The following is a 23,320-nucleotide window of genomic DNA, read 5'->3' as shown; positions in this document are numbered from 1 at the left end:
GGCTGCCTCGGTCATGGTATCCGTTCTCCTGTAGTAATTTCGAGACGAGTGTTCAGTTCGGTGACGAGGGCGGGTAGCAGATCCGATGGGGTGGGTCTGCCGAGGTGGTACCCCTGGGCGCGCCCGCATCGCAGTTCGCGTAGCGCGGTCATCGTCATCTCGTCCTCCACGCCCTCTGCAGTCACCGACAGCCCCAGCGTACGGGCGAGCTCGACGGTCGATCGCACGATGGCGGCGTGCGCGGGATCGTGGGTCATCCCGCCGATGAAAGCTCGATCCATCTTGAGCTCCTGCACCGGCAGACGTTCGATGTAGGCGAGCGAACTGTAGCCCGTGCCGTAGTCGTCGATGGCGACCTGTACGCCCATCGCATGCAGAATCGACAGCATCTCGGTTGCACCCACCGGATCGGTCATGGCCGACGTCTCGGTCACTTCCAATGTCAATCGTTCGGCAGGGCAGCGGAATTCCCGCAGTGCGGTGCGCACTTGCGCGATCAGGGTGTCGTCGAACAGGTTGCGGGTCGAGATGTTGACGGCAATCTGCAGATCCAGTCCGTCCATTGCCCAGCGGCTACGTTGGGCGAGCGCGCGGGTGAGCACGTAGCTCGTCAGCGGCCGAATGAGCCCGGTACGTTCGGCGGTGGGTAGAAAAGCACTGGGCGCAAGCAGTGTCCCGTTCGGATGATGCCACCGCAGCAATGCCTCGACGCCGACGACCGTCATCGACTCGAGATCGACCTGAGGTTGATACAGCAGCTCGAGCTGGTCGGATTCGAGTGCGGTGGTCAACTCGCCGAGCATGATCAGTTGCGCGCTCGTGTCTCTGTCCATGGAGCGGTCGTAGAAGGCGACGCGCGACTGCGTCGCCTTCGCGGCCTGCACGGCGAGATCGGCGCGCTGCACCAGGCGATCCGGGGTGGCCTCGTCCTCGCCCTCGGCAGTGGGAAGGCTCGATGCCACACCCACACTCGCTTCGATCAGCAGCGTCATGGTGCCCACATCGAACGGCGCAGCGAACCGGCGCTGAATCTCGTGTGCCAGCGCAGTCGGATCCATGGAATCGGCCGTCCCGCACAGTGCGAACTCGTCACCTGCCAAGCGCGCCAACATGATCGAATCGTCGACGACACTTCGCAGTCTGTCGGTGACCGCCACGAGAACCTGATCGCCCAGGCCGCGTCCGAAAGTGTCGTTGATTTCTTTGAATCGGTCGATATCGACCGTCAGTAGGGTCGTGTCGCCCGCGTTCTGCCAGATCCTGTGCTCGAGAGCGCGGAGGTTGGCGAGACCGGTGAGGCGATCGGTGTCGGCGGCGGCGCGGAGCCGCACGGTTTGGGTGTGGAGCAAGCGCAGCAGATCGGTGATGCGGAGTATCACCAGAATTACCAAAGCCGACGCACACAGCAGTACTGCCCAGCCCCATTGCGCGATCGGCTCGTCGCGAATCACCTCGATGAACATGACCGTCGGAGCAGTCAGGGTGGCGGCGGTCAAGACGACGACCGTGGGGGTAGTGAACGACGCCATCAGGTGTGCTTCGGGTTCGATGTTCGGGCTCGTTATTCGCCGCATGGACGGATGCAGGGCGGCGACGCCGATGAGGACGTACGACATGGTCCAACCGACGTCGATCAGCGAACGCTCCGCCGACGGCTCCGAAACGATCGAGAAATTGTTGACGATGTCGGTGACGACCAGAAGCAATACTGCAGCCGTCAGCAACCGGTAGGACAGAGTGCGCCATTGTCGTGAGCCGACGAAGTGGGCCAGCAAACCCAGTAGGAAGATGTCCATGGCGGGATACGCCACATCGACCAGGCCGGCTGTCCCCGAAATGCCGTCGTCTCCGAGCGACGGCTGCACGGCGAACACCCAGGTGAGCAATCCGAACGCGACCATGACGATGGCACTGTTCGCGACGTGACCGCGCTCGCTCGCGCGCCATTTGTGCCGGACCAGCAGAAACAGGCCGAACCCGTAGATCGGGTAGGCCATCAGATATACCGCGTCGGCAAGCGACGGCTCGGGAACGCTGCCCCTCGTGACGTCGATCCACTGGAACACGATGTCGCCGACGACCCAGAGCCCGGTGCCCGACGCGATGATCAGCCACGCAGTGCGATTGCGCGGCCGGTGCATTCTGGTGCCGATCACGGTGGCCGCAACGGCCGACGCGCCGACGACAACGAAGATCGACTGGGCCCAGACGATGCTCGGAACCGCGAAGTAGGCGACGCAGCCGAGTACGCCGAGGGCTGCGTACCACCGCCACCAGGCCGTCACGATTCTCTCCAGCCGTTCACGCCGATCCGACGACTTCAACAATGGCACACTCGGTGATCTGGGTCACTTCGGCTGTCCCGATTGCTCTGGTTGTGCACTCCGAGGATGTCGGTAGCCCGTGCGAGCATGGATTCGTGGAGTCGAACAACCCGAACCTGGCGAGCATCATGCATGCCGACCTCGACTCCTTCTATGCCTCGGTGGAGCAACGCGACGACCCCCGGCTCCGCGGAAAGCCGGTCATCGTCGGCGGGGGAGTGGTGCTCGCCGCCAGCTACGAGGCCAAAGCGTTCGGGGTGCGCACCGCAATGAGTGGCGGTCAGGCCAGGGCCGTGTGCCCGCAGGCCATCGTGGTGCCGCCGCGCATGGAGGCGTACTCGCAGGCGAGCAAGGACGTGTTCGACGTCTTTCACGACACCACCCCTCTGGTGGAGGGCATCTCCATCGACGAGGCTTTCCTCGACGTCGGCGGGTTGCAGAAGATCGCGGGCAGTGCGACGGAGATCGGCCGGCAACTGCGGCGGGACGTCGCCGAGCAGGTGGGGCTGCCCATCACCGTCGGAATCGCGACCACGAAGTTCCTGGCGAAGGTCGCCAGTGCGTTCGCCAAGCCGGACGGTCTGCTGCTCGTACCGCCCGGCGGCGAACTCGAGTTCCTGCACCCACTGAACATCGAAAGACTTTGGGGCGTAGGGAAAGTGACCGCCGAGAAGCTGCACGTTCTCGACATCAGAACCGTCGGCGACATCGCGGCCTACGGTGAGCGGTCGTTGGCCTCGGTGCTGGGCAAGGGTGCGGGCGCGCATCTGTATGCGCTGGCCATGGGCCGGGATCCTCGACGTGTTCAGCCCGGAAAGTCACGGAGTTCCATCGGCGCACAGCGGGCGCTCGGGCGCGGTAGGCACGATGCAGCCGAGGTGGAGGCATCGTTGATCGGGCTCGTCGATCGCGTCACTCGCCGTATGCGCGCAGCGGATCGAACCGGGCGAACTGTTATGTTGCGCTTGCGTTTTGCGGACTTCACCCGCGCCACCAGGTCGCACACACTCGATCGAGCAACCGCCGACACCCGAGATATTCTCGACGCCGCGTTGGAATTGCTGCACGACGCGGCACCGATGATCGCGGAGAAGGGCATCACCTTGGTCGGCGTCACCGTTTCGAGTATCGACAAGGGCGGCGCGGAGCAATTGGAACTGCAGTTCGACGCGCCGCAGGTGCGCAAGCCCCCGGAGGCATCGGCTCTCGACCGTGCGCTCGACGGGGTGCACAAGAAGTTCGGCTCCACGTCGTTGACGCGTGGGGTGCTGCTCGGCCGAGACCCGGGAATCTCGGTCCCACTTCTGCCGGACTGACTACCGTCGAGCTGTCGGTTGCACCCGAAAGCCTTCGGGCATCATGGTCAGTCGTTCCTGGACCTTCAGTCGATACGACGGGTCGGCCTGCAGATCGAAGCGCTGCAGAATGGTCCCGAGCACCAGAACTGCTTCGTGGATTGCGAATTGCCTTCCGATGCAGGCACGTTCACCGGTGCCGAAAGGTTTGTACACGTGCGCGGGGCGGGCCTTGATGCGATCGGGCAGAAAATTGTCGGGATCGAAGTCGTTCGGACGCTCACCCCACACCGGATCGCGATGCAAGGCCGTCACCAGAACTACAGCCCAGTCGCCGGGTGCCATGCGGTAGTCGTCGCCGATGACGGTCTCTGCCCGTGCGCCGCGTCCGAACGCGGGAACCGTCGGCCACAGGCGCAGTGATTCGTCGAGGACTCGGCGGACGTACCGCAGTTTGGGGACCTGACCGAACTCCGGCTTACTCGTGCCCCACACCTCGTCGACCTCGGCGCGGGCGCGCTCGAACACCTCGGGGTGGTTCGCCAGGTAGTACAGCGCGAAAGACAGTGCACCCGAGGTGGTCTCGTGCCCGGCGATCAGGAACGTCAGGATCTGGTATCCGATGTTGGCCTCGCTCAGTGCATTCGGATTGTCGGCATCTTTCGCGGCATCCATCATGATCTGCAGCAGGTCGCTGAAGTCCTCGGTCGATCGGCGGCGGGTTCTGACGACATCTGCGAGAACATCGGCCAAGTACTGCTTGTTGTGGGCGTATCTGCGATCGGACCGGGCGAACAACGGCTTTGCGAACGCGGGGATCGACAGCAGCGACCGCCGCTGGTTGTAGGTCAGTGCACCGACCATGGCAGCCACGAAGGGGTGCGGCTCGGCGCGTGCGAACGAGCCGAAGCTGTAACTGAAGCCGGTGCGTCCGATGGTCTCGAGTGTCAGTTTCGTCATGTCCGAAGAGACGTCGGTGTCGGCACCGCTACGAGAGCGGCCCTCCCAGTGCTCGATCAGGTCATCTGCGACATCGACCATGATCTCGTGGTACCCGCGCATGGCACTTGCGGTGAAGGCCGGACGCAGAAGGTCATGGGCGCGTTGCCAGTTCGGCTCGTGGTTGTAGGCGGTGAACAGTCCGTCCACCCCGATGTCCCGTAGATTCTCGACTCCAGGGGGCAGGAACTTCTCGAAGCGCTTTTCGTCGCACAGCTCGCCCACCACGTCGGCACCGGAGGCGAAGACGAAGCGTCGCCCGAGAATTTCGCGCTCGAACATCGGGCCGAGTCGGCCGGCCAGGACGGTCGAGTCCTGAATCGGGGTGCGGGGATCGACGCCGACGACGTCGCCGAGGACGGGAAGCCGGTAGGGGGGATGCGGTAGCGAGCCGTTGCGCACCGCGAACTGTGTCGACATCGCCACTCCATGGTCTCGGTTTGTTGAATCGATGTGCAATAGTGACCGTACTCACTGTTGAACTCGTGTCAAGTAACATTCGAAGCCCATGACCACACCCCGCAAGCGCATGACGCCGGCGCAGCGTCGCGCGCAATTACTCGAGATCGGCTCCGCATTGTTCGCAGAGCGGCCGTACGAGGATGTGTGGATCGAGGAGGTCGCAGACCGCGCGGGTGTCTCACGCGGGCTGATGTACCACTACTTTCCGTCGAAGCGGGAGTTCTTCGTCGAGATCGTGCGAACAGAATCCGAGCGCAACCTCGACGTCACTGCGCCGGACACCTCGCTTTCGGTCTTCGAGCAGGTCGCAGCCGGTCTCGACGCATACATCGCCTACTCCGACGAACACGCGCACGGCCTCCAGGCCGTCAATCGGGGCGCGTTGCTCGGCGACCATCGAATCAACGACATCCTCACGCGGGAGTTCGCCGTTCAGCAGGAGCGGATCCTCGCCGCGCTGCCCGCGGCATTCGCAGACGACGAGACGGTACGAACAGCTCTGCTCGGCTGGATCGCATTCGTGCGAGCGGTGTGCCTGGACTGGGTGGAGCGCAGAACTCTCGATCGGGTGCAGGTCCGCGAACTGTGCCTACGCGCACTGTCGGGTCTTCTCGAGGTGTGACGTGCGGGGCTATCGTCGAGGTATGTGCCGAAACATCACCACCTTGCGGGGGTTGGAACCGCACGCAACCGACGACGAGATCGAAGCTGCCGCACGACAGTACGTCCGCAAGATCAGTGGCGTGCAGAAAACATCCGACGCCACGCGCGACGCCTTCGAGTTGGCCGTCGCCGAGGTGACGGCAACGACGCATCGGCTCCTCGATGCACTGCCGGAGCGGCGTCAGCCACCGCCCACGGTGCCGCCGCTGCGGCGTCCCGAAGTGCAGGCGAGGATTGCCGCCAAGGCGGGTGCCTGAATGCGCGTGCCGGTCTAACGGGTGCTGTCCGGTGGCACCGCGGGGAGTCCCTCGCTCACACGGAGCTTCTCGGCCATCGAACTGAGCAGGTTCTGGGATTCCTCGGACAGGTCGAACGCCCGGGCAGACAGGCGGCGGAGGCCGTATCCCTGGAGTCGGCCCAGTAGTTCGAGGTCGTGATCGACCTTCGCTGCGTAGATGTTGTCGAAGAAGTAGTCGGGCTTGACCTTGAAGAAGGCGGCCAACGCCGTCACGGTGTCGGCGGACGGGTTGGTGCGTTGCCCCGATCGCAGTTGCGAGATGTACGGCTTGGAGATCTGGTGCCCGCGCAGGGCGAGAGTGTCGGCCACCTCGGCGTTGGTGTGTGGCTTGCGTCCCGGCGGATGGATCGTGGAGAACAGATGGTTCAGGCGTGCGGCGAACTCAGCGGACATCGGGGATGTGTTTGCCTTCCTGACACGGCCGCTGCCCACCGGGCAGATCGATCCGCCGCGGACCGAACCGGTTGATAGTAGCCGGTACCGTAGGTTCGCTGAACCATGGCTGACCTGCAGAAACTTAGCCGGAAACAGTACTGATCGGTTTCCTGATCCGTGCGGGCGCACCGACGCGGCCAGGATGCTTCGATCGTGTGCCGTCTCGATCGAACAGATGGTTTTCGGGCAGAATTCGTCGCACGATCGGCACCTCGGTGGCACACTGGATTGCCAGGCGAAGGGGGTGGAGATGGCCGATCGACGACGACGAACGTTCGATTCACGAGACGGTGACGCTGAGGTGGTCGAACCGCTGCTGCGCGCGGTTCTGTCGTACGCGCCGCGAGACGAGTCGCCCACGCCGCATCCTTCCGAGGGAATCACCCTCCGAGCCGAGAACGGCTCCGGCTGCATTCGGCTCGAACTTGCCATTGCGGGCGATCTCGGCGCGGGAATCCCCGGACCGTTCGGATCCAGGTTCTACGAGTGTGGATCCTACGAAGTTATTGTGCCGCAGCGTGATCCGCACGACGGTGCGCTGCTGATGATCCATCTTCTGGCTCCGTACGCACCGCACAGATTCGAGTTCGCGACGTCGATGCCGCCCCTGTGGAGTCTGCGGCTCGAGCACGACGGCTCGGTGTCGGTACTGGACGAGGTCGGCACTGCCGTGATCTTCATCGGCCGGCCATGGGCTTTCGACGGCGATCTACAGTCGGTGCACGTCCACTACACCATCGAGAACGGCCTGCTGGTGCAGAACGTCGGAGCTACCGCGGATACCGGGTACCCCATCCTGATCGATCCCGATCCCGATGCCATCATCACCGGAGACGGCCGACTCGTCACCGAGGCCTGGACTCCACGGCTGGTGGCAGGCGGGGTTGTCGACGACACGCCGCCGAAATCGCTGTCCAGCTGAAAAGCGTTGCGGCACAGTCAAAACGGATCGTGCTGAATGTGTTCCATCGGTGTACCGACCTTGCGTAGTGCGTACAACGTGGTGCGCACCATCGATGGCGACCCACAGATCTGAATCTGCCGATCGGCCCACGAGCCGAATCGGGTGACGACCTTGCCCACCGCACCGTGCAGTCGATGATGCATTCCCCACGGGAGCTCGCGAGGCGGTCCGGAGTACCACCACGGATCCTCCAACTCCTCGGTCACCGGAACAACGGTCAGCCACGGATTCGACAGCGACAGCTGCCACAGGGTGTCCAGATCGTAGAGATCGCACGGATACGTCCCGCTCACGAACAGATGCACCCGCGGATTGTTGCTGCGCTGAGCCATCTCCATCACCTGAGCACGCAACGGAGCAAGGCCGGTGCCTCCCGCGATCATCAACACGTCCTCGCGAATCGCGCGATCGACGTGCATCCCGCCCAGTGGCGGACTGATGGACCAGCGGTCGCCTACGACTGTCTCGGTGACCATCGCCGGCGACACCCAGCCACCGGATACGCGTCGAACATGGAACTCGATCTCGCCGTACGGGTTGCTCGGAATGGCCGGGGACAGGTATCGCCACAACTTGGGTCGCTGCGGGATCTGCACGCTGACGTACTGCCCGGGGAAGTAGGGGATCTCGCCGTCGGTCTTCAATCGCACCACCGCGAGGTCGTCGAGTAGCCGTTGGTGTTCGACGACGGTGGCACTCCAGAACGGCGGCAGTTCGTCGTTGTCTGCGGCGGCGGCCATCGCGTTGCTCACCACGGTGAGGGCGTCGTGCCAGGCCGTTTCGACCTCGTCGGTCCACATCTCGGTGCCCGCGAAGGTGCGGAACGCACTGATCAGAGCCGAGCTGCCCGCACGGAAGTGTGCGCCCGAGATGCCGTGCTTGCGATGGTCCCGGCCGAGTTGCTCGAGAAAGGGTTCGACGCGGTCGGTGTCGTCGAGATGCTCGAAGACGTAGCCGAGCGCCAGCACGAAGTGTTCGCGAAGCGAATCCATCGAGGCGGGAAACAGGGATCGGAAGTCGGGGTACTCGGCGAAGAGGTGTGCGTAGAAGGACCTGGAGAGGCGGGCAGGGCCGTCGGGCGACGCGACGACGGCCTTGAAACCGGTACGGACCAAGGAGATCGTTCGTGCGTCGAGCATCGATCAACCTCCACCCCACCGATTCGCCACCGAGTTCGCCACCGATGACACAGCCACTGTCGACCGTCACCAAAGTAGACCGATCGAGACTTTCGCGCGAGAGGGCGCACGAGAAATTCAAGGTTGAGCGGAACAGACTCAACTTGTCTATGGTTGTACCCATCGACACGCAAGAACCGATCCGAGAAAGAAGGTGACCGGTGGACAGTTTCACTCCCACCACGAAGTCGCAGGCAGCGCTTTCTGCTGCTCTGCAGGCCGCATCCGCGGCCGGCAACCCGGATATCCGTCCGGCACATTTGTTGGTGGCGTTGCTCGATCAGACCGACGGCATCGCCACTCCACTGCTGAAGGCCGTCGGCGTCGACCCCGCAACGGTGCGTCGAGAAGCGCAGAATCTCGTCGATCGCCTGCCCTCGGCATCCGGCTCGACCACCACTCCGCAACTCGGCCGTGAAACCCTCGCCGCGATCACCGCAGCGCAGCACCTGGCCACCGAACTCGACGACGAGTTCGTCTCCACCGAACACATCATGGTGGGCCTGGCGACCGGCAGCGACGACGTCGGCAAGCTGTTGACCGGGCACGGAGCCGGACCCAACGAGCTGCGCGACGCCTTCCAAGCCGTTCGCGGGAGTGCTCGGGTCACCAGCGCAGATCCCGAGAACACCTACCAGGCGCTGGAGAAGTACAGCACCGACCTGACCGCGCTGGCCCGAGAAGGCAAGCTCGATCCCGTCATCGGTCGTGACACCGAGATCAGGCGCGTCGTGCAGGTTCTTTCACGGCGAACCAAGAACAACCCGGTGCTCATCGGTGAGCCCGGCGTCGGCAAGACCGCCATCGTCGAAGGACTCGCGCAGCGCGTCATCGCCGGCGACGTTCCCGAAAGCCTGCGCGGCAAGACCGTCGTCTCGCTCGACCTCGGTTCGATGGTCGCGGGCGCGAAGTTCCGCGGTGAGTTCGAGGAGCGGCTCAAGGCCGTGCTCGACGACATCAAGAACTCCGCAGGCCAGGTCATCACCTTCATCGACGAGCTGCACACCATCGTGGGAGCCGGCGCGTCCGGCGAATCCGCGATGGACGCGGGCAACATGATCAAGCCGATGCTCGCTCGTGGCGAACTGCGTCTCGTCGGTGCGACGACCCTCGAGGAGTATCGCAAGTACATCGAGAAGGACGCCGCCCTCGAACGTCGCTTCCAGCAGGTCTACGTCGGTGAGCCCTCGGTCGAGGACACCGTCGGCATCCTGCGCGGGCTCAAGGAACGCTACGAGGTGCACCACGGTGTCCGGATCACGGACTCTGCCCTGGTCGCCGCGGCAACCCTGAGCGACCGGTACATCACGGCCAGGTTCTTGCCCGACAAGGCGATCGACCTCGTAGACGAGGCTGCGTCGCGGCTGCGCATGGAGATCGACTCGCGCCCCGTCGAGATCGACGAGGTGGAACGAGCCGTCCGTCGCCTCGAGATCGAGGAGATGGCACTGGCCAAGGAGACCGACGACGCGTCGAAGGCCCGCCTGGACAAGCTGCGTCAGGAACTCGCCGACCTCCAGGAGAAGCTGGCCGGTCTCAGCACGCGTTGGCAGAACGAGAAGAACGCCATCGACTCGGTACGAGTGCTCAAGGAAGAACTCGAGAATTTGCGTGGCGAATCCGATCGCGCCGAACGCGACGGCGATCTCGGCAAGGCCGCCGAGCTTCGGTACGGACGCATCCCGACACTCGAGAAAGAACTCGCCGTCAAGACCGAGGCGTCGCCCGCGCAGGGTGACGTGATGCTCAAGGAGGAGGTGGGGCCGGACGACGTCGCCGATGTGGTGGCGGCCTGGACCGGAATCCCGGCAGGCCGGATGCTCGAAGGCGAGACCGCCAAACTGCTCCGCATGGAAGACGAACTCGGTAAGCGAGTCGTCGGACAGAAGGATGCGGTGCAGGCGGTGTCCGATGCCGTCCGGCGAGCGCGCGCAGGCGTGGCCGACCCCAACCGTCCGACGGGATCGTTCCTGTTCCTGGGTCCCACCGGTGTGGGTAAGACCGAGCTCGCGAAAGCGTTGGCGGAGTTCCTCTTCGACGACGAACGCGCGATGGTGCGCATCGACATGAGCGAGTACAGCGAGAAGCACGCTGTCGCTCGGCTCGTCGGTGCACCTCCGGGCTATGTGGGCTACGAGGCCGGCGGTCAGTTGACCGAGGCGGTGCGCAGGCGTCCGTACACCGTGGTGCTGTTCGACGAGGTCGAGAAAGCGCACCCCGATGTGTTCGACATCTTGCTCGCCGTGCTCGACGAAGGTCGGCTCACCGACGGTCAGGGCCGGACCGTCGACTTCCGCAACACGATCCTGATCCTCACCTCCAACCTCGGTGCCGGCGGTACCAAGGAGCAGGTCATGGACGCGGTGCGTCGCTCGTTCAAGCCCGAGTTCGTCAACCGCCTCGACGACGTCGTGGTGTTCGACGCTCTGTCCGAGGACCAGCTCGAGTCGATCGTCGACATCCAGCTCGGCTTCCTCACCAAGCGTCTGGCCGCTCGACGTCTGACGCTCGAGGTGTCCTCGCCGGCGAAGATGTGGCTGGCGGCCAGAGGCTACGACCCGCTCTACGGCGCTCGGCCGCTGCGGCGTTTGATCCAGCAGGCCATCGGCGATCAACTGGCGAAGCTGCTGCTCGCCGGGGATGTCCACGACGGCGACGTGGTGTCGGTCAATGCAAGCCCGGACGGCGAACGCCTCATCCTGGGTTAGCAGGTCTACGAGACGGGCCCGCACGAGCACTGTTCGTGCGGGCCCGTTCTGCGTCGTCACCTGCGTACTGCCGGGTAGGTACCCTCGTGGAATGACGAATCCGGACGACCCACGGTCACCGCGGGAGCGCGACCAGGATGCGGCAGAGCACAACCGACCCGATGCCGCTCAACCCACAGAGGCATATCCGACTCAGGCGTACGGAAGTCCGGGGTACCAGAATCCGGTTCAGCAGAACCCAGATCCACAGGCGTATCCGCCGGGGTATCAGCCCACGCAGGCGCTACCGCCGTACGACCCCGATCAACAGGCAGCAGCAAACCAGGCCTACGGCCAGGCCCAGCAGTACGGCCAACCGCAGTACGGCCAGACTCAGCAGTACGGCCAACCGCCCTACGGCCAGGGACAGGGTTACGAGACTCAGCAGTTCGGCCGACCCCAGCAGTTCGGAGGGCCGCCCCCTGCGGAACCCGTCGCCGCCGATTCGGGTGGCAAAGGCCCCCGTCCGTGGGTTCTGGCGCTGATCGGACTCGTTGTCCTCGCCATCGTCGTGGTTTTCGGAATCTCCTTCCTCAGCGGTGGATCGGACGAGTCGAACACCACTGCTGCCGCGCCGTCGACGTCCATTCGCCCCACGCCGTCGAGTGCGCCCACGACCACGCCTCGTCCCACGGAATCGGGTGCGACGACTACGCCCGAACTCATCCCGGGCGGTATTCCCGAGATACTCGGTCAACTCGGCTCGTCGGTGGGAACGATCACTGCCAACGACGGTTCGACGCTCACGATCAACGGTCTCGACGGTGCTCCGGTGACGATTCAGACGACACCGCAGACCCAGATAATCTCGTTGTCCGGTCCAGATCTGGCGTCGTTGACCGTCGGTGCTTTCGTCGTTGTGCAGGGAGAAGCCGTCGAGGACGGCACGATTCGAGCGAACGTCATCATCGAGACGCCGAAGCTCGGCGGATAGCAAACCCGCAGTGTCGTAGGGATCGTTCACAGGACCCGGCGGTGGTGGGCGGTGGTGGCGTGGATGTCGATTAAGGTGGTTCGCGATGACGGCAATGTGGTTCGGCCTGGCGGCGATTGCACTGATAGGTGCAGTGGCCCTGCTCTACATCGACAGGTCCAAGCGAGATCAGTCCGGGCGGCTGCGGCAGATGTGGGCCAAGGCGCAGGGGTACGAGTATCGACCGCACGATGACGAACTGGTCACCCGGTTCTCCCGCGCGGCCCTGTCCAAGCCCGAATTCGACGTCGCTCTCGGCGTAGTGACCGGCGTCAGACGGGGTGAGGAGTTCGTTCTCTTCGACGTCGAAGAAACGGGCACCATCGTGGCCGTGCAGCGCTCGGTCGGTTCCGATGTCGACATAGACCTACGGCCCCGCTCGACGCCACCGCCGCGCGACGAAGACATGGAACTGCTCGGATCCATCGGCCCGCGCGTGGTGTTCGCCACCGACGTCGATATCGCTCGTCGGGTGTGCGACCAGCGAATGGCGGCCTTCGCCGAATCCGTTCCCGCAAATCTTCAGCTGCTCTGGAGCGAGAAGGACTGGACGCTCGGATCGCTGCCGCTCGGAAGTTCGGGCCGCGATTGGGACGCGGCCATCGACGCAGTTGCACGACTGTCGGGCATGCTGCACGTGTTGCCACCCGTGCGCGGCAGCGCGGTCTACGGTGCGCGGGCAGGCGAGCCCGGCCGTGATCGGGGCAATCCGGGCCGTCCTCTGGTTCAGGAGGATCGTGCCCAGCAGGATCGCGGCGCGCAGCCGCAGCAGGCCGGTGCGCGGACACCCGAGTCGCAGGTTCGACCTCAGGTAGCTCGCCCCCAGACAGTGCGACCTCGAGAACCCCGTCCTCAGGAACCCCGTCTTCAGGAACCCCGGGACCACGAGTCTCGTCCTCAGGAACCGGGTCGCAGGCCGGGTCCACCCAGGCCCGATGCGGCAGGCCCGCAGGCCGTACGTCCGGCAAATCCGTCGCGATCGGTACCGCGTCCGCCTACGTCGCGCCCGATTCCCTTCGATGCGGAGCGCCGGCGCAATCAGCCCTGATTTCTTTCGGGCGTGTTTACGGGCTCGGGAGTGCAGACGCGGCTAAATTCGTACCTCGTGACGGTTTTCGTGGTTGTGACCATCGTGGTTGTCGTAGTCCTGTTGCTGGTCGGTTACGTCGCGAGCACGGTGCGTCGGCTGGGTAGGTACAGCGAGCAGACCGAGCAGAGCCTGCGGCTGGTCGACGTGGAGCTCGAGCGGCGACACCAGCAGCTGGTGCCGTTCCTCGAGGCCGCAGAGGCTTCGGGGATGTCGGCCGATGCAGTGCGCCAGCTCGGCGGAGCCCGCTCGTGGTCCAGGGCCGTGCGCGACCGCGGCCTGGGGCTGTCGGCACAGGCTGCAGCCGAGAATGCGCTGTCCGCCGCATTTCATGCGGTTCTCGCCGAGGCCGACACAGGTCGGAACGTGTTGGGCAACTGGGCGTTTCAAGGACCGGCCGGGGAGCTGGCCGTGACCGAACGTCGAATTGCGGGCGCGGTGCGGGTGTACAACGACACCGCCTACCGACTGTCGCAGGCGATCGGTGCCTTCCCGTCGTCCATCGTTGCCAAGTCTCGTTCGATGACCGCACCCGAACCGTTCGTGGAGACGAGGGACGTGCTCGACGAGCAATTGTCGGCCCAGGTCGCTGCGTAGGGGTGGAGCAGCGGGAGTGGCGAGCCGCCAGGAACGACCCAGTTCGTTGTGGGTAAGTTCGTAGCGACCTTCGAACATCCCTGGTGCGACGAGAGGAATCCCGACATGGCCGAGAGTGCCGCGAATTCGGACCGGCAAGAACTGGCCGATCTGGTGAAAGAGCTTGCCGTCGTGCATGGGAAGGTCACGTTGTCCTCCGGCAAGGAAGCCGATTACTACGTGGATCTGCGTCGGGCGACGCTGCATCATCGGGCGGGCGCGCTGATCGGCTCGCTGATGCGTGACTTGGTCTCCGATTGGGATTTCGTGTCCGTCGGTGGGCTGACCATGGGCGCGGACCCGGTAGCGATGTCGATCATGCATGCCCAGGGTCGTCCGATCGACGCGTTCGTGGTGCGCAAGGCTGCGAAGGCGCACGGCATGCAACGTCAGATCGAGGGACCGGACATCGTCGGCAAACGTGTTCTGGTGGTGGAAGATACGACGACGACCGGTAATTCGCCGCTCACCGCCGTCAAAGCTCTGCGGGACGCAGGCGCGACGGTCGTCGGGGTGGCCACGGTGGTGGACCGGGCGACCGGGGCGGACGAGGTCATTGCTGCAGAGGGGCTCGAATATCGATCCCTGCTCGGCTTGGCAGACCTCGGCCTGTAGCCCCGGCCCCAATCGGCCTGCTAGCGAACCAATTGCGCGACGACCACGAAGTTGTCGTCGGTGGGTTCGCCGCCCTGGACGTCGCAGTTGGCCAGAATCAATCGTCCTGGCACCGAACGCCTGAGTTCGTTGTCGGCCAACAGAGATCCCTTCGGTAGGGGACCGACCGATTCGACGGCGTACTCCAGAGTGCCGCTTGCCGTACGCAGCACGACCGTGTCGCCAGGGGTCACCACTCGCAAGGCCTTGAACGGGGCGTCCCGTTTCGAATAGTTATGTCCGGCAACAACTACCGTTTGTTCGGTCGAGGTTCCCGGCATGCCGCTCTCGGCCCACCAGGCCGGCAGTTCGTCCACCGGGTTCAGTACCTGGCCGCTCTCGCCGCCGCGGTAGAGCGGATCGGGATGGATGGGGCTGCTCAGATAGGTGGTGCCGTCCGAAGATCGAAGCTGGATGTACTCCGGCTGGGCAGGAGCGATGTCGCCCGCCGGCGCAGCCACCGAAATCTGTGACTGCACCGGCGAGCGATCGGGCGCGGCGACCCCGACTTCGTCACTCGCACAACCTGATACGAGTAGAACGAGGGTCAGGATCGCCGTCCACAGCCAGCGGGTACTACGAGGTGGCATCGGAAGAGTTGCGGCGACGCAGGTAGAACGCTCCACCCGCTGCCGCTACTACGACCACGCCCACTCCGGCCAGAATCACCGGGGTGTTGGACGAGCTGTCCGATCCGCCCGACGCCTCGTTCGAGGAATCGCCGAGTGCGAGATCGACCGGCGGCAGATCGCCGGCGACGGTGACGACACCGTTCTCATCGGTGGTGAAGTAATCCGCGACGGTGAACGATCCGTCCTCGTTCTTGACGCCGACCAGAGAGACACCGGTCTTGTCGACGACGACGGTGTTCTCGTCGACCTCGGTCACCGGAACGTCCTCGCGGACGGTGTTGCCGAGGTTGATGGTCCAGCTGAACTTGGGTCCGCTGGCAGCCAATTCGGCTGCCTCGGCCTTGAGATCGGCCTCGACCTTGGCCTTGGCATCGGAGTTGGCCTTGGCCGTTGCTGCTGCGTCCTGAGCGACCTTCAGCTGTGCCGCGGCATCGGTGGCCTTGGCCTTCGCACTGGCTGCCGCGTCGGCCTTGAGCTGTGCCTCGGCCGCCGTAGTTGTCACGGCGGCCTCAGCGTCCAGCACTGCCTGCGCGGCCCTGTCTGCCTCGGCCTGCAACGCTGCGATGTCGGCACCGGACGGCGCTTCGTCGAGTGCTGCCTGAGCAGCTGCTGCCGCCGCGGCCTTCGCGTCCGAATCGACCTTCGCCGCATCGGCCTTGTCGCGAGCATCTGCCGCTGCCTTGCCTGCCTCGGTGTCTTCACCCGCAGCCGCATCGGCCGCGGCCTTCAGATTCACCGCGTTCTGCTCGGCCATTGCGGCCACTGCAGCGGCGCTCTGGGCCTCGATGTGCAGAGCCAGCGACTTCGCCGCCGTAGCGGCTGCAGCCTGCACCGCTGCCGTCACCTTGGCGAGGTTGAAATTCTTGAACGAATCCTGAACGGCCTGGACCGAGGCTTCGAGCGCCTTGGTCGACGCATCGGCCTCGACCTTGGCTTCGGCGGCAAGCTGGGCCTTTGCATCGGCATCGATGCGGGCTTCAGCCGCTGCCGCCGCAGCTTCGGGGTCGCCCGCTGCGGCCTTGGCTTCCAAATCTTTGGCCGTGGCTTCGGCGGTCGCTGCCGCGGTGGCTGCGCTGTCCGCGGCCGCTTTGGTCTCGTTTGCCTTGGTCTGCAGTTCGGCAGCAGTGTTCTTGGCTGCGGTGACTGCCGCACTGGCAGCCTGGCTCTGGACTTTCGCGGCAGCGGCAGCGGTCACGGCGGCCTTTGCCTTGACATCGGCCTCGGCGGCAGCAACCTCGGCCTTGGTGGCGTCGGTGCTCGCTGCGGTGTTGTCGGCATTGGCCTTGTCGAGACGTACCTGGGCTGCGGCCGATGCTTCGGCGGCTACCTTGCTTGCCGCCTCGGCGTCGGCGATGGCCTTCTTCTCGGCGTCCGAGAGCTGCGGGATGATATCGAGACTGACCGTCGCGGTGCCGTCGTCGTTCATGACGATGCCGGGCACGATCTGTGGGAGCGGACGGATGTCGGAGGGGGCCGCGGGGGGTGGGACAGCTGCGGCTGCGGCTGCGGCTGCCGCGGCTGCATCCTCGGGGGTGACAGCGGGGGCGGGGGCTTGGAGCTGCCCGTCGACGGAGGCTGTGCCCGATCCGTCCACGCCTGCGCCCTCTCCGGCGGCGGGGGCTCCGGATTCGGTGCCGCCCTCGGTGGCCGGCTGCTCGACGGCGGAGCTTTCGGGGGTCGTCGGCTCCTGTGCACTGGCAATTCCCGGTGCAACGATGGAGAGGGACAGTGCCATGGCGGCCCCGGCAGCGGCGAGGCGCGCCTTCTTGGACCTGGCGATCGACTTCTGCGACATGGAGATTGTGGCCCTTCGGTCAGTGGCAGCATCGTGCTGCGCGCACCCGTCCTCCCACGCGGAACGAGTGTTGTTGGTGAGTCACACGAACAACCGTGATGGGGGAACCGTAAACCAACCGTCCGGTCCAGCCTACGAAAAAGCGCTTTACCAGTGGTTTGGTTATGAAAGTGTTACGGATGAGGTCAGTGTGACGATTGGGGCCACAGATACGACGCGACGGCCGAGATGCAAGATCTCGACCGTCGCGAAAAGGCTTTCGGATGAACGTAATTCAGTCGCCGACCGTCACTGCCCGGGCCTCGTCGATGCTGTGCGGTGCAGGTTCGTGGTCGTCGACGTGGGCGAGCACCTTCCGGCCGGTGGCAAGAACGACGATCGCCAGCGCAGTGCACGCGGCACCCACCCAGAATGGAACGTGCATGTTCGACTCGCCCAGCTTGCCTGCCAGGTAGGGTGCCGCTGCTCCGCCGGTGAAGCGTACGAAGCTGTACGCCGCCGACGCCGTCGAACGCTCCACCGGGGCCGAGATCATGACGGTCTCGGTGATCAGGGTGTTGTTGACGCCGAGGAACAACCCGGCCACGACGGTTCCCACGATCAGCACGGTCTTGTTCTCGGTGAACATCGCCATGACGCCCAGATCGACGGCGAACAGCAGTAGCGCGAGCATCATCATGTTCAGCGTTCCGAATGCCCGCTGTAGTTTCGGCGCGACGAACACCGACGCCACGGCCAGGCACAGGCCCCAGCCGAAAAAGATGAAACCGATCGAGTAGGTACCCATGTCCAGCGGAAACGGCGTGTATGCGAGCAGGGTGAAGAAGCCGTAGTTGTAGAGCAGTGCCGTGATGCCGACGGTCAGCAGGCCGCGGTGCCGCAGTGCCCGAAACGGATCGAGAATCGACGTGGTGTGGGCGGGCTTGGGGGTGTCCGGGAGCATCACGACGAGCAGGATGAACGCGACGGCCATCAGTGCCGCGACGCCGAAGAACGGCCCACGCCAGCTGAATCCGCCCAGTACGCCGCCGACGAGGGGGCCGGTCGCGATGCCGATACCCAGCGCAGCCTCGTAGAGGATGATCGCGCGAGCAACGCCGCCGGACGCCGCGCCGACGATGGTCGACAGCGCGGTGGCAATGAACAGCGCGTTGCCCAGTCCCCAGCCTGCCCGGAAACCGATGATCTCGCCGACCGATCCGGACGTGCCGGCCAGAGCGGCGAAGACGACGATTATCGCCAGGCCAACCAGCAATGTGCGCTTCGGGCCGAAGCGGCTGGACACCACTCCGGTGATCAGCATCGCGACGCCGGTGACGAGCATGTAGCTGGTGAACAGCAGCGACACCTGGGACGGCGAGGCATCGAGTTGCTCACCGATGGGCTTGAGGATGGGGTCCACGAGGCCGATGCCCATGAACGCGATGACGCTGGCGAAGGCAACAGCCCATACTGCGCGCGGTTGCTTCAGGAGGCTGTCGGATGAGGTGCTGGTGGTCACGAAAGAGTTCCTCTCATTCCGTGATCGACGGGCTCGAGGATGCTGCGAAGCTCGCCCAAGCCGTCGGTCAGTTTCTGGATCTGTTCTGGGTCGAGGTCGGACAGGTACGGGACCAGTCCGTCTACGAGGTGGCGTCGACCGTCGGCAAGCCAGCGGTGGCCGGCCTCGGTCATCTCGACGAGCACGGCGCGCGAGTCGTCGGGGTCGGATCGCCTGGTGACGAGTTCGGCGTTGCTCAGCTTGGCGAGCAATGCGGTCGCCGATGGTTGGGAGCATCTGTCCAGCTCGGCGAAGGTGCTGATGCGCAGTGGCTGATACTCCTCCAGCAGCGACAGGGCTCGCATCCATGCCCGCGGCCATTCGTCGCTGCCGAACCGGGCGGCCAATCGGACGAAGCGCGACGAACTGGTGACCAGCTGCGAGAGGAGGTCCCGGATGTCTTCGTCGGAATGGCTCACGGATTTATTGTTGCATACACTAACTATCTATCGCAACGTGGGCCTGACCCCCCCGGGGAGACCCAGGGAGCCCGGGGTGAGTTCAGTGTCGGCTCAGGAGATCGGCGATGTCGCGATCCCACTCCGCATTACGTCGACCGTCGTATCGGAAGCACATCAGGTGGTACAGGCCGATGAGAAGTACCGCGGCCAGCACCCAGCTACCGATCGCGTTGAATACGGCCGCTGCGACGACGTCCGATGACGTCAGTGGCCGCAAGGTCAGGTTGCCGCTGTTGTCGACCCAAATCGGGGTGGTGGTGCCGGACGGAGAACCGGTGTCGACGCTGACGCGCCCGGTGTGCTCGACGCCCCGGTATACCCACCGCGAATCGACGGCAGTGGCAGCTGCCGCACCGGACGAGCCGAACTCGGTCGATGCGACGGAGGTCGTCTCCGCCGTGGCCGTCGTGGTCGCGGTGACCTGATGAATCGAGCTGGCTTGATCGTTCATGCGCTGTTGCTGATCGGCATGGGCGCTCAGACCGATCCACAGCGACACCGGAATCATGACGATCAGCAGCGCGGTGACCCAGTGCTTGATGCGGGCCTGGCGGACGTCACAGTCGCGGAGCAGCGGGTTCGGGTATCCCGAGAAGTCGCTGTGTGCCGAGCGGGCCTGCCCGGTGAGTTTGCGGCGCATGATGGTCCCCACTACTTCGAAATGATTCCGACCGACCTTTCCACGATGACTACGCGACCTGCGAGTATCAAGCAGGAGGGGTCAGCGTCACATGTGATGTCGGTTGTGATGGGTTCGGTGGAAGGAGTGCGATGACTGTCGACCGAGTGCGGCGTGCCCGCGTTGCTGCTCTCATCGCCGGGGCCGCGACGGTGGTCGGAGCCTGGACCGGCTCGACGCCGCTGCAGCGCATCGCCAAGCCCTTGATCGTTCCTGCGCTGGCTACCGGGCTCGATCCGGCTCGCGACCGAGTGTTGTTGGCCGGACTCGCCGCGGCGACGGCAGGTGATGTTCTGTTGATCGACCCCGACGACGATTCCGCTCTGGAATGGGGCGCGCGTGCATTTGCCGTGATGCAGGGAAGCTATACCTACCTGCTGCTTCGTCGGGGTGCACGCCCGACGCCGATCGACGCGATTCCGAGGTACGCCGGATGGGCGGCCGCGGCGGTGCTGCTGGCCGGACGGCAGCCGGCGGTGGCGTCGACCCTGTCGGCGTACGGAGCTGTGCTGGCAACCACGTCGACGCTCTCCGCTGTTTCCCCGGCGCGCGGCGGCGATCGACGGCTCGTGATCGGCGGCGTGTTGTTCACTGCATCCGATGCGCTGATCGTGTTCCGTCGGCTGTTCCTGACCGAGGACCGTCAGCGGCGGAGCGCGGAGGCGATCATCCTGGCGACGTACGTAGCGGCGCAGGTCCTACTCGTCGAAGCTTTGCGGTCGGGGCAATAGCAGCACTCGTTCGCGATGGGCCGGGTCGACACGGACCGCGATCACGGTGCCCGGCTCGAACCGGGCGGTGTCGGAATCGGGGATGTCGTAGACGATCTTGCCGAAGTAGCTGCTCGAGCCCGGCACGGTGAATTCGAGGTCCAGCTCGGCAGTGGCGTCGTCGATCCGGCGAATGGCATCCACCGTCGCCCACCCTTCGACGCCGTGCTCGATCAGTTGCTTCTGCTCACGCGTCGGGCGTCCGGCGATCATCATCGCCAGACCGAGAGCCGCACCGAATCCGGCGACCAGGGCAGCGAGCTGGTACGGAAGCGTTCCGGGCGGTGTTCGAGGGTTCAGCCAGCCGATCCAGACCGCCAGCACGACCGCGTACACGATCGTCACGATGACGACGGCACGCACGATTCTCGCGTTGTTCACTTCGAGCCTCCTGGGCCGCCTGCAGCGGTGGTTCGATATTCGACGATAGGGGGTTACCGGTAAGTAGGGTTACATGTACGGTGTTCGATGTGACTCGACCAACTGTCTTCATCTCAGGCGCAGCAGCAGGTATCGGCCGCGCAACTGCTCTCAAGTTCGCAGCCAGTGGCTACCTCGTCGGTGCGTACGACATCGACGAGACCGGCTTGGCGTCGCTCGGCAAGGAAGCTGCCTCGCTCAGCGGTCGTGTCGTTACCGGCATCTTGGATGTAACCAACTCCGACCAGTGGGAAACCCGGTTGAAGGAGTTCGTCGGGGAGGGCGACGGTCGACTCGACATCCTGATCAACAACGCCGGAATTCTGGCCGCGGGTGCCTTCGAGGACATGCCGCTGTCGGTGCACCGTCGTCAGATCGACATCAACGTCAACGGGGTCATCTACGGCACCCTCGCGGCCTTCCCCTACCTCAAGGACACTGCAGGTGCGCAGGTCGTCAACCTGTGCTCCGCGTCGGCCATCTACGGCCAGCCCGAGCTGGTGACCTACGGCGCATCCAAGTTCGCGGTGCGCGGCATCACCGAGGCGTTGGATCTCGAGTGGAGCAAGTACGACATCTCGGTCAAGGCCATGTGGCCGCTGTTCGTCCAGACGGCGATGACCAAGGGCGTCTCGACGGGCACCACGAGTTCGTTGGGTATCAAGCTCACCGTGAAAGATGTGTCCGACGCGATCTTCGACGCGACCCGTCCGGTGAAGCGTCGGTTGCACAAGGTGCATTTCCCGGTCGGCCTGCCTTCCAAGGCGCTCTCGCTCGGGTCACGCTTCTCACCCGCGTGGCTCACTCGTGAGGTCAACCGGCGCCTGAGCCACACCTAGGACTTCTCGCCGAACGATGCCGGCGGCGCGCCGGTATCGTCGGTCTTTCGAGCAATCGGTGTCGAAAGGTGGGTCGGGGTTTCTACATGCTGAGCACGTGTGGTTCGAGCAGGCTGGGTTCGAGCAGGTCCAGGAAAATTCGTTCGGTGCGAGGTTGGCTGGTCGGAATCGGGGCGGCCACCGCTCTCGTTCTCTCCGGTTGTAGCGGTGAGTCCGCCGCTCAGCCCCCACCGCCGACGTCGACCACAACACCTGCGCCGACGGCGACAACCGCGCCCACCACCACCGTCGCTCCGCCGACGACAACCGAGCTTCCGCTACCTCCTCCTCCGCCGCCGGTAGAACCGCCGCCAACCGCCGAGCCGCAGACGACGTACGCCGCCATCGGCGGTGCGTACTACTTCAGTTCTCCCGACGGTCTGTTCCAGTGCGGCATCGTCCCGCTGGCGAGCCGTACCGAGGCCGGGTGTCAGGGCACCACCACTCCGGTTCCACCACGGCCTGACGATTGTATGATCAACTGGGGCAACGGAATTCGAGTCACCAACGAGGGCCCCGCGGGATTCATGTGCTCGGGTGGGGTGGTGTACACCTCGGGCGGCGAAACGATCGATCCCCCGTTGGCTGTGGGCGCTACCATCGCCGAGGCCGGCTTCACCTGCACATCCGCCGAGAACGGCATTTCGTGCGTCGACGACGCAACCGGCCACGGATTCCGCATCGCACCTGACAGCAACGAAGTCTATTGAGCGACGACGGCAATTCTCGGTCGGAGGACATCGGGCCCACCGAGTGGGGAGACAATCCCAACGGCGTCGGCCCCTGGGCCGATACTCACTCCGAACCACCACCCGACGATCCTCGGTTCGATCCCGAGCTTCTCGCCGGTGGTGACCGCCGCAACGTCGTCGACGCCTACCGCTACTGGCGTCGCGAGGCCATCGTCGAAGACATCGACACGCGACGACACTCGCTGCACGTCGCTATCGAGAACTTCACCAACGACGCCAACATCGGCACGGTCGTGCGCACCGCGAATGCCTTCGCCGCACAGGCTGTGCATATCGTCGGGCGACGTCGATGGAACCGCCGCGGTGCCATGGTCACCGATCGTTACCAGCATCTCCATCACCACGATTCGGTGGAGGCTCTGATGGCGTTCGCCGCCGAGCAGGGCCTGGTGGTCGTCGCCGTGGACAACACCCCGGGATCGGTGCCGATCGAGACTGCCGAGCTGCCGCGAGAGTGCCTGCTGCTGTTCGGCCAAGAGGGACCGGGCGTCACCGACGGTGCCCGCGAATCGGCGTCGATGACGGTATCGATCGCTCAGTTCGGATCCACGCGCAGCATCAATGCAGGCGTCGCCGCTGGGATTGCCATGCATGCGTGGATTCGGCAGCATGCCGACCTCGACACCGCATGGTGACAGCGCGAATGATCCGGAGCGTGATGTAACGAATCAGCAACGG

At 64.8% G+C, this 23,320-nt stretch carries 23 protein-coding genes; 13 read left to right on the top strand and 10 right to left on the bottom strand.

Annotated elements, in window-relative coordinates:
* Positions 1-11 precede the first annotated feature (11 nt).
* Positions 12-2,285, bottom strand: a complete 2,274-nt coding sequence (locus O4220_RS24610) for a putative bifunctional diguanylate cyclase/phosphodiesterase (protein ID WP_269608172.1) — start codon at positions 2,283-2,285, stop codon at positions 12-14.
* A 167-nt stretch (positions 2,286-2,452) separates the two neighbouring features.
* On the opposite strand from O4220_RS24610, the gene dinB reads away from it, so the two are divergent.
* Complete coding sequence (gene dinB, locus O4220_RS24605) at positions 2,453-3,640, top strand: DNA polymerase IV (protein WP_269608193.1); 1,188 nt, start codon at positions 2,453-2,455, stop codon at positions 3,638-3,640.
* Here the strand turns inward: dinB and O4220_RS24600 are convergent, their stop codons facing one another.
* Complete coding sequence (locus O4220_RS24600) at positions 3,641-5,038, bottom strand: cytochrome P450 (RefSeq protein WP_269608171.1); 1,398 nt, start codon at positions 5,036-5,038, stop codon at positions 3,641-3,643. It lies immediately after the preceding gene.
* A gap of 88 nt (positions 5,039-5,126) precedes the next feature.
* Between O4220_RS24600 and O4220_RS24595 the strand changes: the two genes are divergently transcribed.
* Both O4220_RS24595 and O4220_RS24590 read left to right on the top strand, forming a co-directional pair.
* A complete protein-coding gene (locus O4220_RS24595) occupies positions 5,127-5,702 on the top strand; it encodes a TetR/AcrR family transcriptional regulator (RefSeq protein WP_269608170.1) in 576 nt (191 codons plus the stop codon).
* 22 nt (positions 5,703-5,724) lie between these two features.
* Positions 5,725-6,000: a DUF2277 domain-containing protein gene (locus O4220_RS24590; protein ID WP_269608169.1), complete on the top strand. Its 276-nt coding sequence runs from the start codon at positions 5,725-5,727 to the stop codon at positions 5,998-6,000.
* 14 nt (positions 6,001-6,014) lie between these two features.
* Here O4220_RS24590 and O4220_RS24585 read toward each other — a convergent pair whose 3' ends face one another.
* Entirely contained in the window at positions 6,015-6,434 is a 420-nt protein-coding gene (locus O4220_RS24585; RefSeq protein WP_269608168.1) for a helix-turn-helix domain-containing protein, read from the bottom strand.
* Positions 6,435-6,726: 292 nt separating this feature from the next.
* On the opposite strand from O4220_RS24585, the gene O4220_RS24580 reads away from it, so the two are divergent.
* Positions 6,727-7,398, top strand: coding sequence for a hypothetical protein (locus O4220_RS24580; RefSeq protein WP_269608167.1), 672 nt, complete (start codon positions 6,727-6,729; stop codon positions 7,396-7,398).
* Between the two features lie 17 nt (positions 7,399-7,415).
* On the opposite strand, the gene O4220_RS24575 is transcribed toward O4220_RS24580, so the two are convergent.
* Positions 7,416-8,579: a globin domain-containing protein gene (locus O4220_RS24575; RefSeq protein ID WP_269608166.1), complete on the bottom strand. Its 1,164-nt coding sequence runs from the start codon at positions 8,577-8,579 to the stop codon at positions 7,416-7,418.
* Between the two features lie 200 nt (positions 8,580-8,779).
* Here O4220_RS24575 and clpB point away from each other — a divergent pair, with 200 nt between their 5' ends.
* The 5 genes from clpB to pyrE all read left to right on the top strand — a co-directional run bounded on the left by clpB (position 8,780) and on the right by pyrE (position 14,676).
* Positions 8,780-11,326, top strand: coding sequence for an ATP-dependent chaperone ClpB (clpB, locus tag O4220_RS24570; RefSeq protein ID WP_269608165.1), 2,547 nt, complete (start codon positions 8,780-8,782; stop codon positions 11,324-11,326).
* Between the two features lie 91 nt (positions 11,327-11,417).
* The gene (locus O4220_RS24565; RefSeq protein ID WP_269608164.1) at positions 11,418-12,299 is read left to right on the top strand and encodes a DUF5666 domain-containing protein; all 882 of its coding nucleotides are present in this window, start codon (positions 11,418-11,420) and stop codon (positions 12,297-12,299) included.
* Between the two features lie 94 nt (positions 12,300-12,393).
* A complete protein-coding gene (locus tag O4220_RS24560; protein ID WP_420030463.1) occupies positions 12,394-13,386 on the top strand; it encodes a hypothetical protein in 993 nt (330 codons plus the stop codon).
* A gap of 57 nt (positions 13,387-13,443) precedes the next feature.
* Complete coding sequence (locus tag O4220_RS24555; protein WP_269608162.1) at positions 13,444-14,022, top strand: LemA family protein; 579 nt, start codon at positions 13,444-13,446, stop codon at positions 14,020-14,022.
* A 105-nt stretch (positions 14,023-14,127) separates the two neighbouring features.
* Complete coding sequence (gene pyrE, locus O4220_RS24550; protein WP_032401526.1) at positions 14,128-14,676, top strand: orotate phosphoribosyltransferase; 549 nt, start codon at positions 14,128-14,130, stop codon at positions 14,674-14,676.
* A gap of 20 nt (positions 14,677-14,696) precedes the next feature.
* On the opposite strand, the gene O4220_RS24545 is transcribed toward pyrE, so the two are convergent.
* The 5 genes from O4220_RS24545 to O4220_RS24525 form a co-directional block, all read right to left on the bottom strand.
* Positions 14,697-15,305 carry a class F sortase gene (locus O4220_RS24545; protein WP_269608161.1) on the bottom strand — a complete coding sequence of 203 codons (609 nt, stop codon included), beginning with the start codon at positions 15,303-15,305 and terminating at the stop codon, positions 14,697-14,699.
* Positions 15,292-17,142 (bottom strand): hypothetical protein, encoded by a 1,851-nt coding sequence (locus O4220_RS24540; protein ID WP_269608160.1) that lies wholly within the window; start codon positions 17,140-17,142, stop codon positions 15,292-15,294. The genes O4220_RS24545 and O4220_RS24540 overlap by 14 nt, the downstream gene beginning before the upstream one ends.
* A 274-nt stretch (positions 17,143-17,416) precedes the next feature.
* Entirely contained in the window at positions 17,417-18,643 is a 1,227-nt protein-coding gene (locus O4220_RS24535; protein ID WP_269608159.1) for an MFS transporter, read from the bottom strand.
* Positions 18,640-19,101, bottom strand: coding sequence for a MarR family winged helix-turn-helix transcriptional regulator (locus O4220_RS24530; RefSeq protein ID WP_269608158.1), 462 nt, complete (start codon positions 19,099-19,101; stop codon positions 18,640-18,642). The genes O4220_RS24535 and O4220_RS24530 overlap by 4 nt, the downstream gene beginning before the upstream one ends.
* Before the next feature lie 82 nt (positions 19,102-19,183).
* Entirely contained in the window at positions 19,184-19,783 is a 600-nt protein-coding gene (locus tag O4220_RS24525) for a hypothetical protein (protein ID WP_269608157.1), read from the bottom strand.
* Between the two features lie 131 nt (positions 19,784-19,914).
* Here O4220_RS24525 and O4220_RS24520 point away from each other — a divergent pair, with 131 nt between their 5' ends.
* Entirely contained in the window at positions 19,915-20,553 is a 639-nt protein-coding gene (locus O4220_RS24520; RefSeq protein ID WP_269608156.1) for a lysoplasmalogenase family protein, read from the top strand.
* On the opposite strand, the gene O4220_RS24515 is transcribed toward O4220_RS24520, so the two are convergent.
* Positions 20,521-20,973, bottom strand: coding sequence for a hypothetical protein (locus O4220_RS24515; RefSeq protein WP_269608155.1), 453 nt, complete (start codon positions 20,971-20,973; stop codon positions 20,521-20,523). The two genes, O4220_RS24520 and O4220_RS24515, sit on opposite strands and share 33 nt — an antisense overlap.
* 89 nt (positions 20,974-21,062) lie before the next feature.
* Between O4220_RS24515 and O4220_RS24510 the strand changes: the two genes are divergently transcribed.
* The 3 genes from O4220_RS24510 to O4220_RS24500 all read left to right on the top strand — a co-directional run bounded on the left by O4220_RS24510 (position 21,063) and on the right by O4220_RS24500 (position 23,277).
* Entirely contained in the window at positions 21,063-21,851 is a 789-nt protein-coding gene (locus O4220_RS24510) for an SDR family oxidoreductase (RefSeq protein ID WP_269608154.1), read from the top strand.
* Positions 21,852-21,988: 137 nt separating this feature from the next.
* A complete protein-coding gene (locus tag O4220_RS24505) occupies positions 21,989-22,600 on the top strand; it encodes a DUF6636 domain-containing protein (RefSeq protein ID WP_420030462.1) in 612 nt (203 codons plus the stop codon).
* A complete protein-coding gene (locus O4220_RS24500) occupies positions 22,597-23,277 on the top strand; it encodes a TrmH family RNA methyltransferase (protein WP_269608153.1) in 681 nt (226 codons plus the stop codon). Before O4220_RS24505 ends, O4220_RS24500 begins: the two co-directional genes overlap by 4 nt.
* The last annotated feature ends 43 nt before the right edge of the window (positions 23,278-23,320 follow it).

The organism is Rhodococcus ruber (assembly GCF_027270735.1).
GTDB lineage: Bacteria > Actinomycetota > Actinomycetes > Mycobacteriales > Mycobacteriaceae > Rhodococcoides > Rhodococcoides rubrum_A.
Note: the sequence above shows the minus strand (reverse complement) of the source record. Positions and strands in the feature narration are given on the sequence as shown.

Coding starts and splice junctions, on each gene's coding strand:
- dinB (WP_269608193.1), top strand. CDS start 2,453: ATGCATGCCGACCTCGACTCCTTCTATGCCTCGGTGGAGCAACGCGAC.
- O4220_RS24600 (WP_269608171.1), bottom strand. CDS start 5,038: ATGTCGACACAGTTCGCGGTGCGCAACGGCTCGCTACCGCATCCCCCC.
- O4220_RS24595 (WP_269608170.1), top strand. CDS start 5,127: ATGACCACACCCCGCAAGCGCATGACGCCGGCGCAGCGTCGCGCGCAA.
- O4220_RS24590 (WP_269608169.1), top strand. CDS start 5,725: ATGTGCCGAAACATCACCACCTTGCGGGGGTTGGAACCGCACGCAACC.
- O4220_RS24585 (WP_269608168.1), bottom strand. CDS start 6,434: ATGTCCGCTGAGTTCGCCGCACGCCTGAACCATCTGTTCTCCACGATC.
- O4220_RS24580 (WP_269608167.1), top strand. CDS start 6,727: ATGGCCGATCGACGACGACGAACGTTCGATTCACGAGACGGTGACGCT.
- O4220_RS24575 (WP_269608166.1), bottom strand. CDS start 8,579: ATGCTCGACGCACGAACGATCTCCTTGGTCCGTACCGGTTTCAAGGCC.
- O4220_RS24565 (WP_269608164.1), top strand. CDS start 11,418: ATGACGAATCCGGACGACCCACGGTCACCGCGGGAGCGCGACCAGGAT.
- O4220_RS24560 (WP_420030463.1), top strand. CDS start 12,394: ATGTGGTTCGGCCTGGCGGCGATTGCACTGATAGGTGCAGTGGCCCTG.
- pyrE (WP_032401526.1), top strand. CDS start 14,128: ATGGCCGAGAGTGCCGCGAATTCGGACCGGCAAGAACTGGCCGATCTG.
- O4220_RS24545 (WP_269608161.1), bottom strand. CDS start 15,305: ATGCCACCTCGTAGTACCCGCTGGCTGTGGACGGCGATCCTGACCCTC.
- O4220_RS24540 (WP_269608160.1), bottom strand. CDS start 17,142: ATGTCGCAGAAGTCGATCGCCAGGTCCAAGAAGGCGCGCCTCGCCGCT.
- O4220_RS24525 (WP_269608157.1), bottom strand. CDS start 19,783: ATGCGCCGCAAACTCACCGGGCAGGCCCGCTCGGCACACAGCGACTTC.
- O4220_RS24520 (WP_269608156.1), top strand. CDS start 19,915: ATGACTGTCGACCGAGTGCGGCGTGCCCGCGTTGCTGCTCTCATCGCC.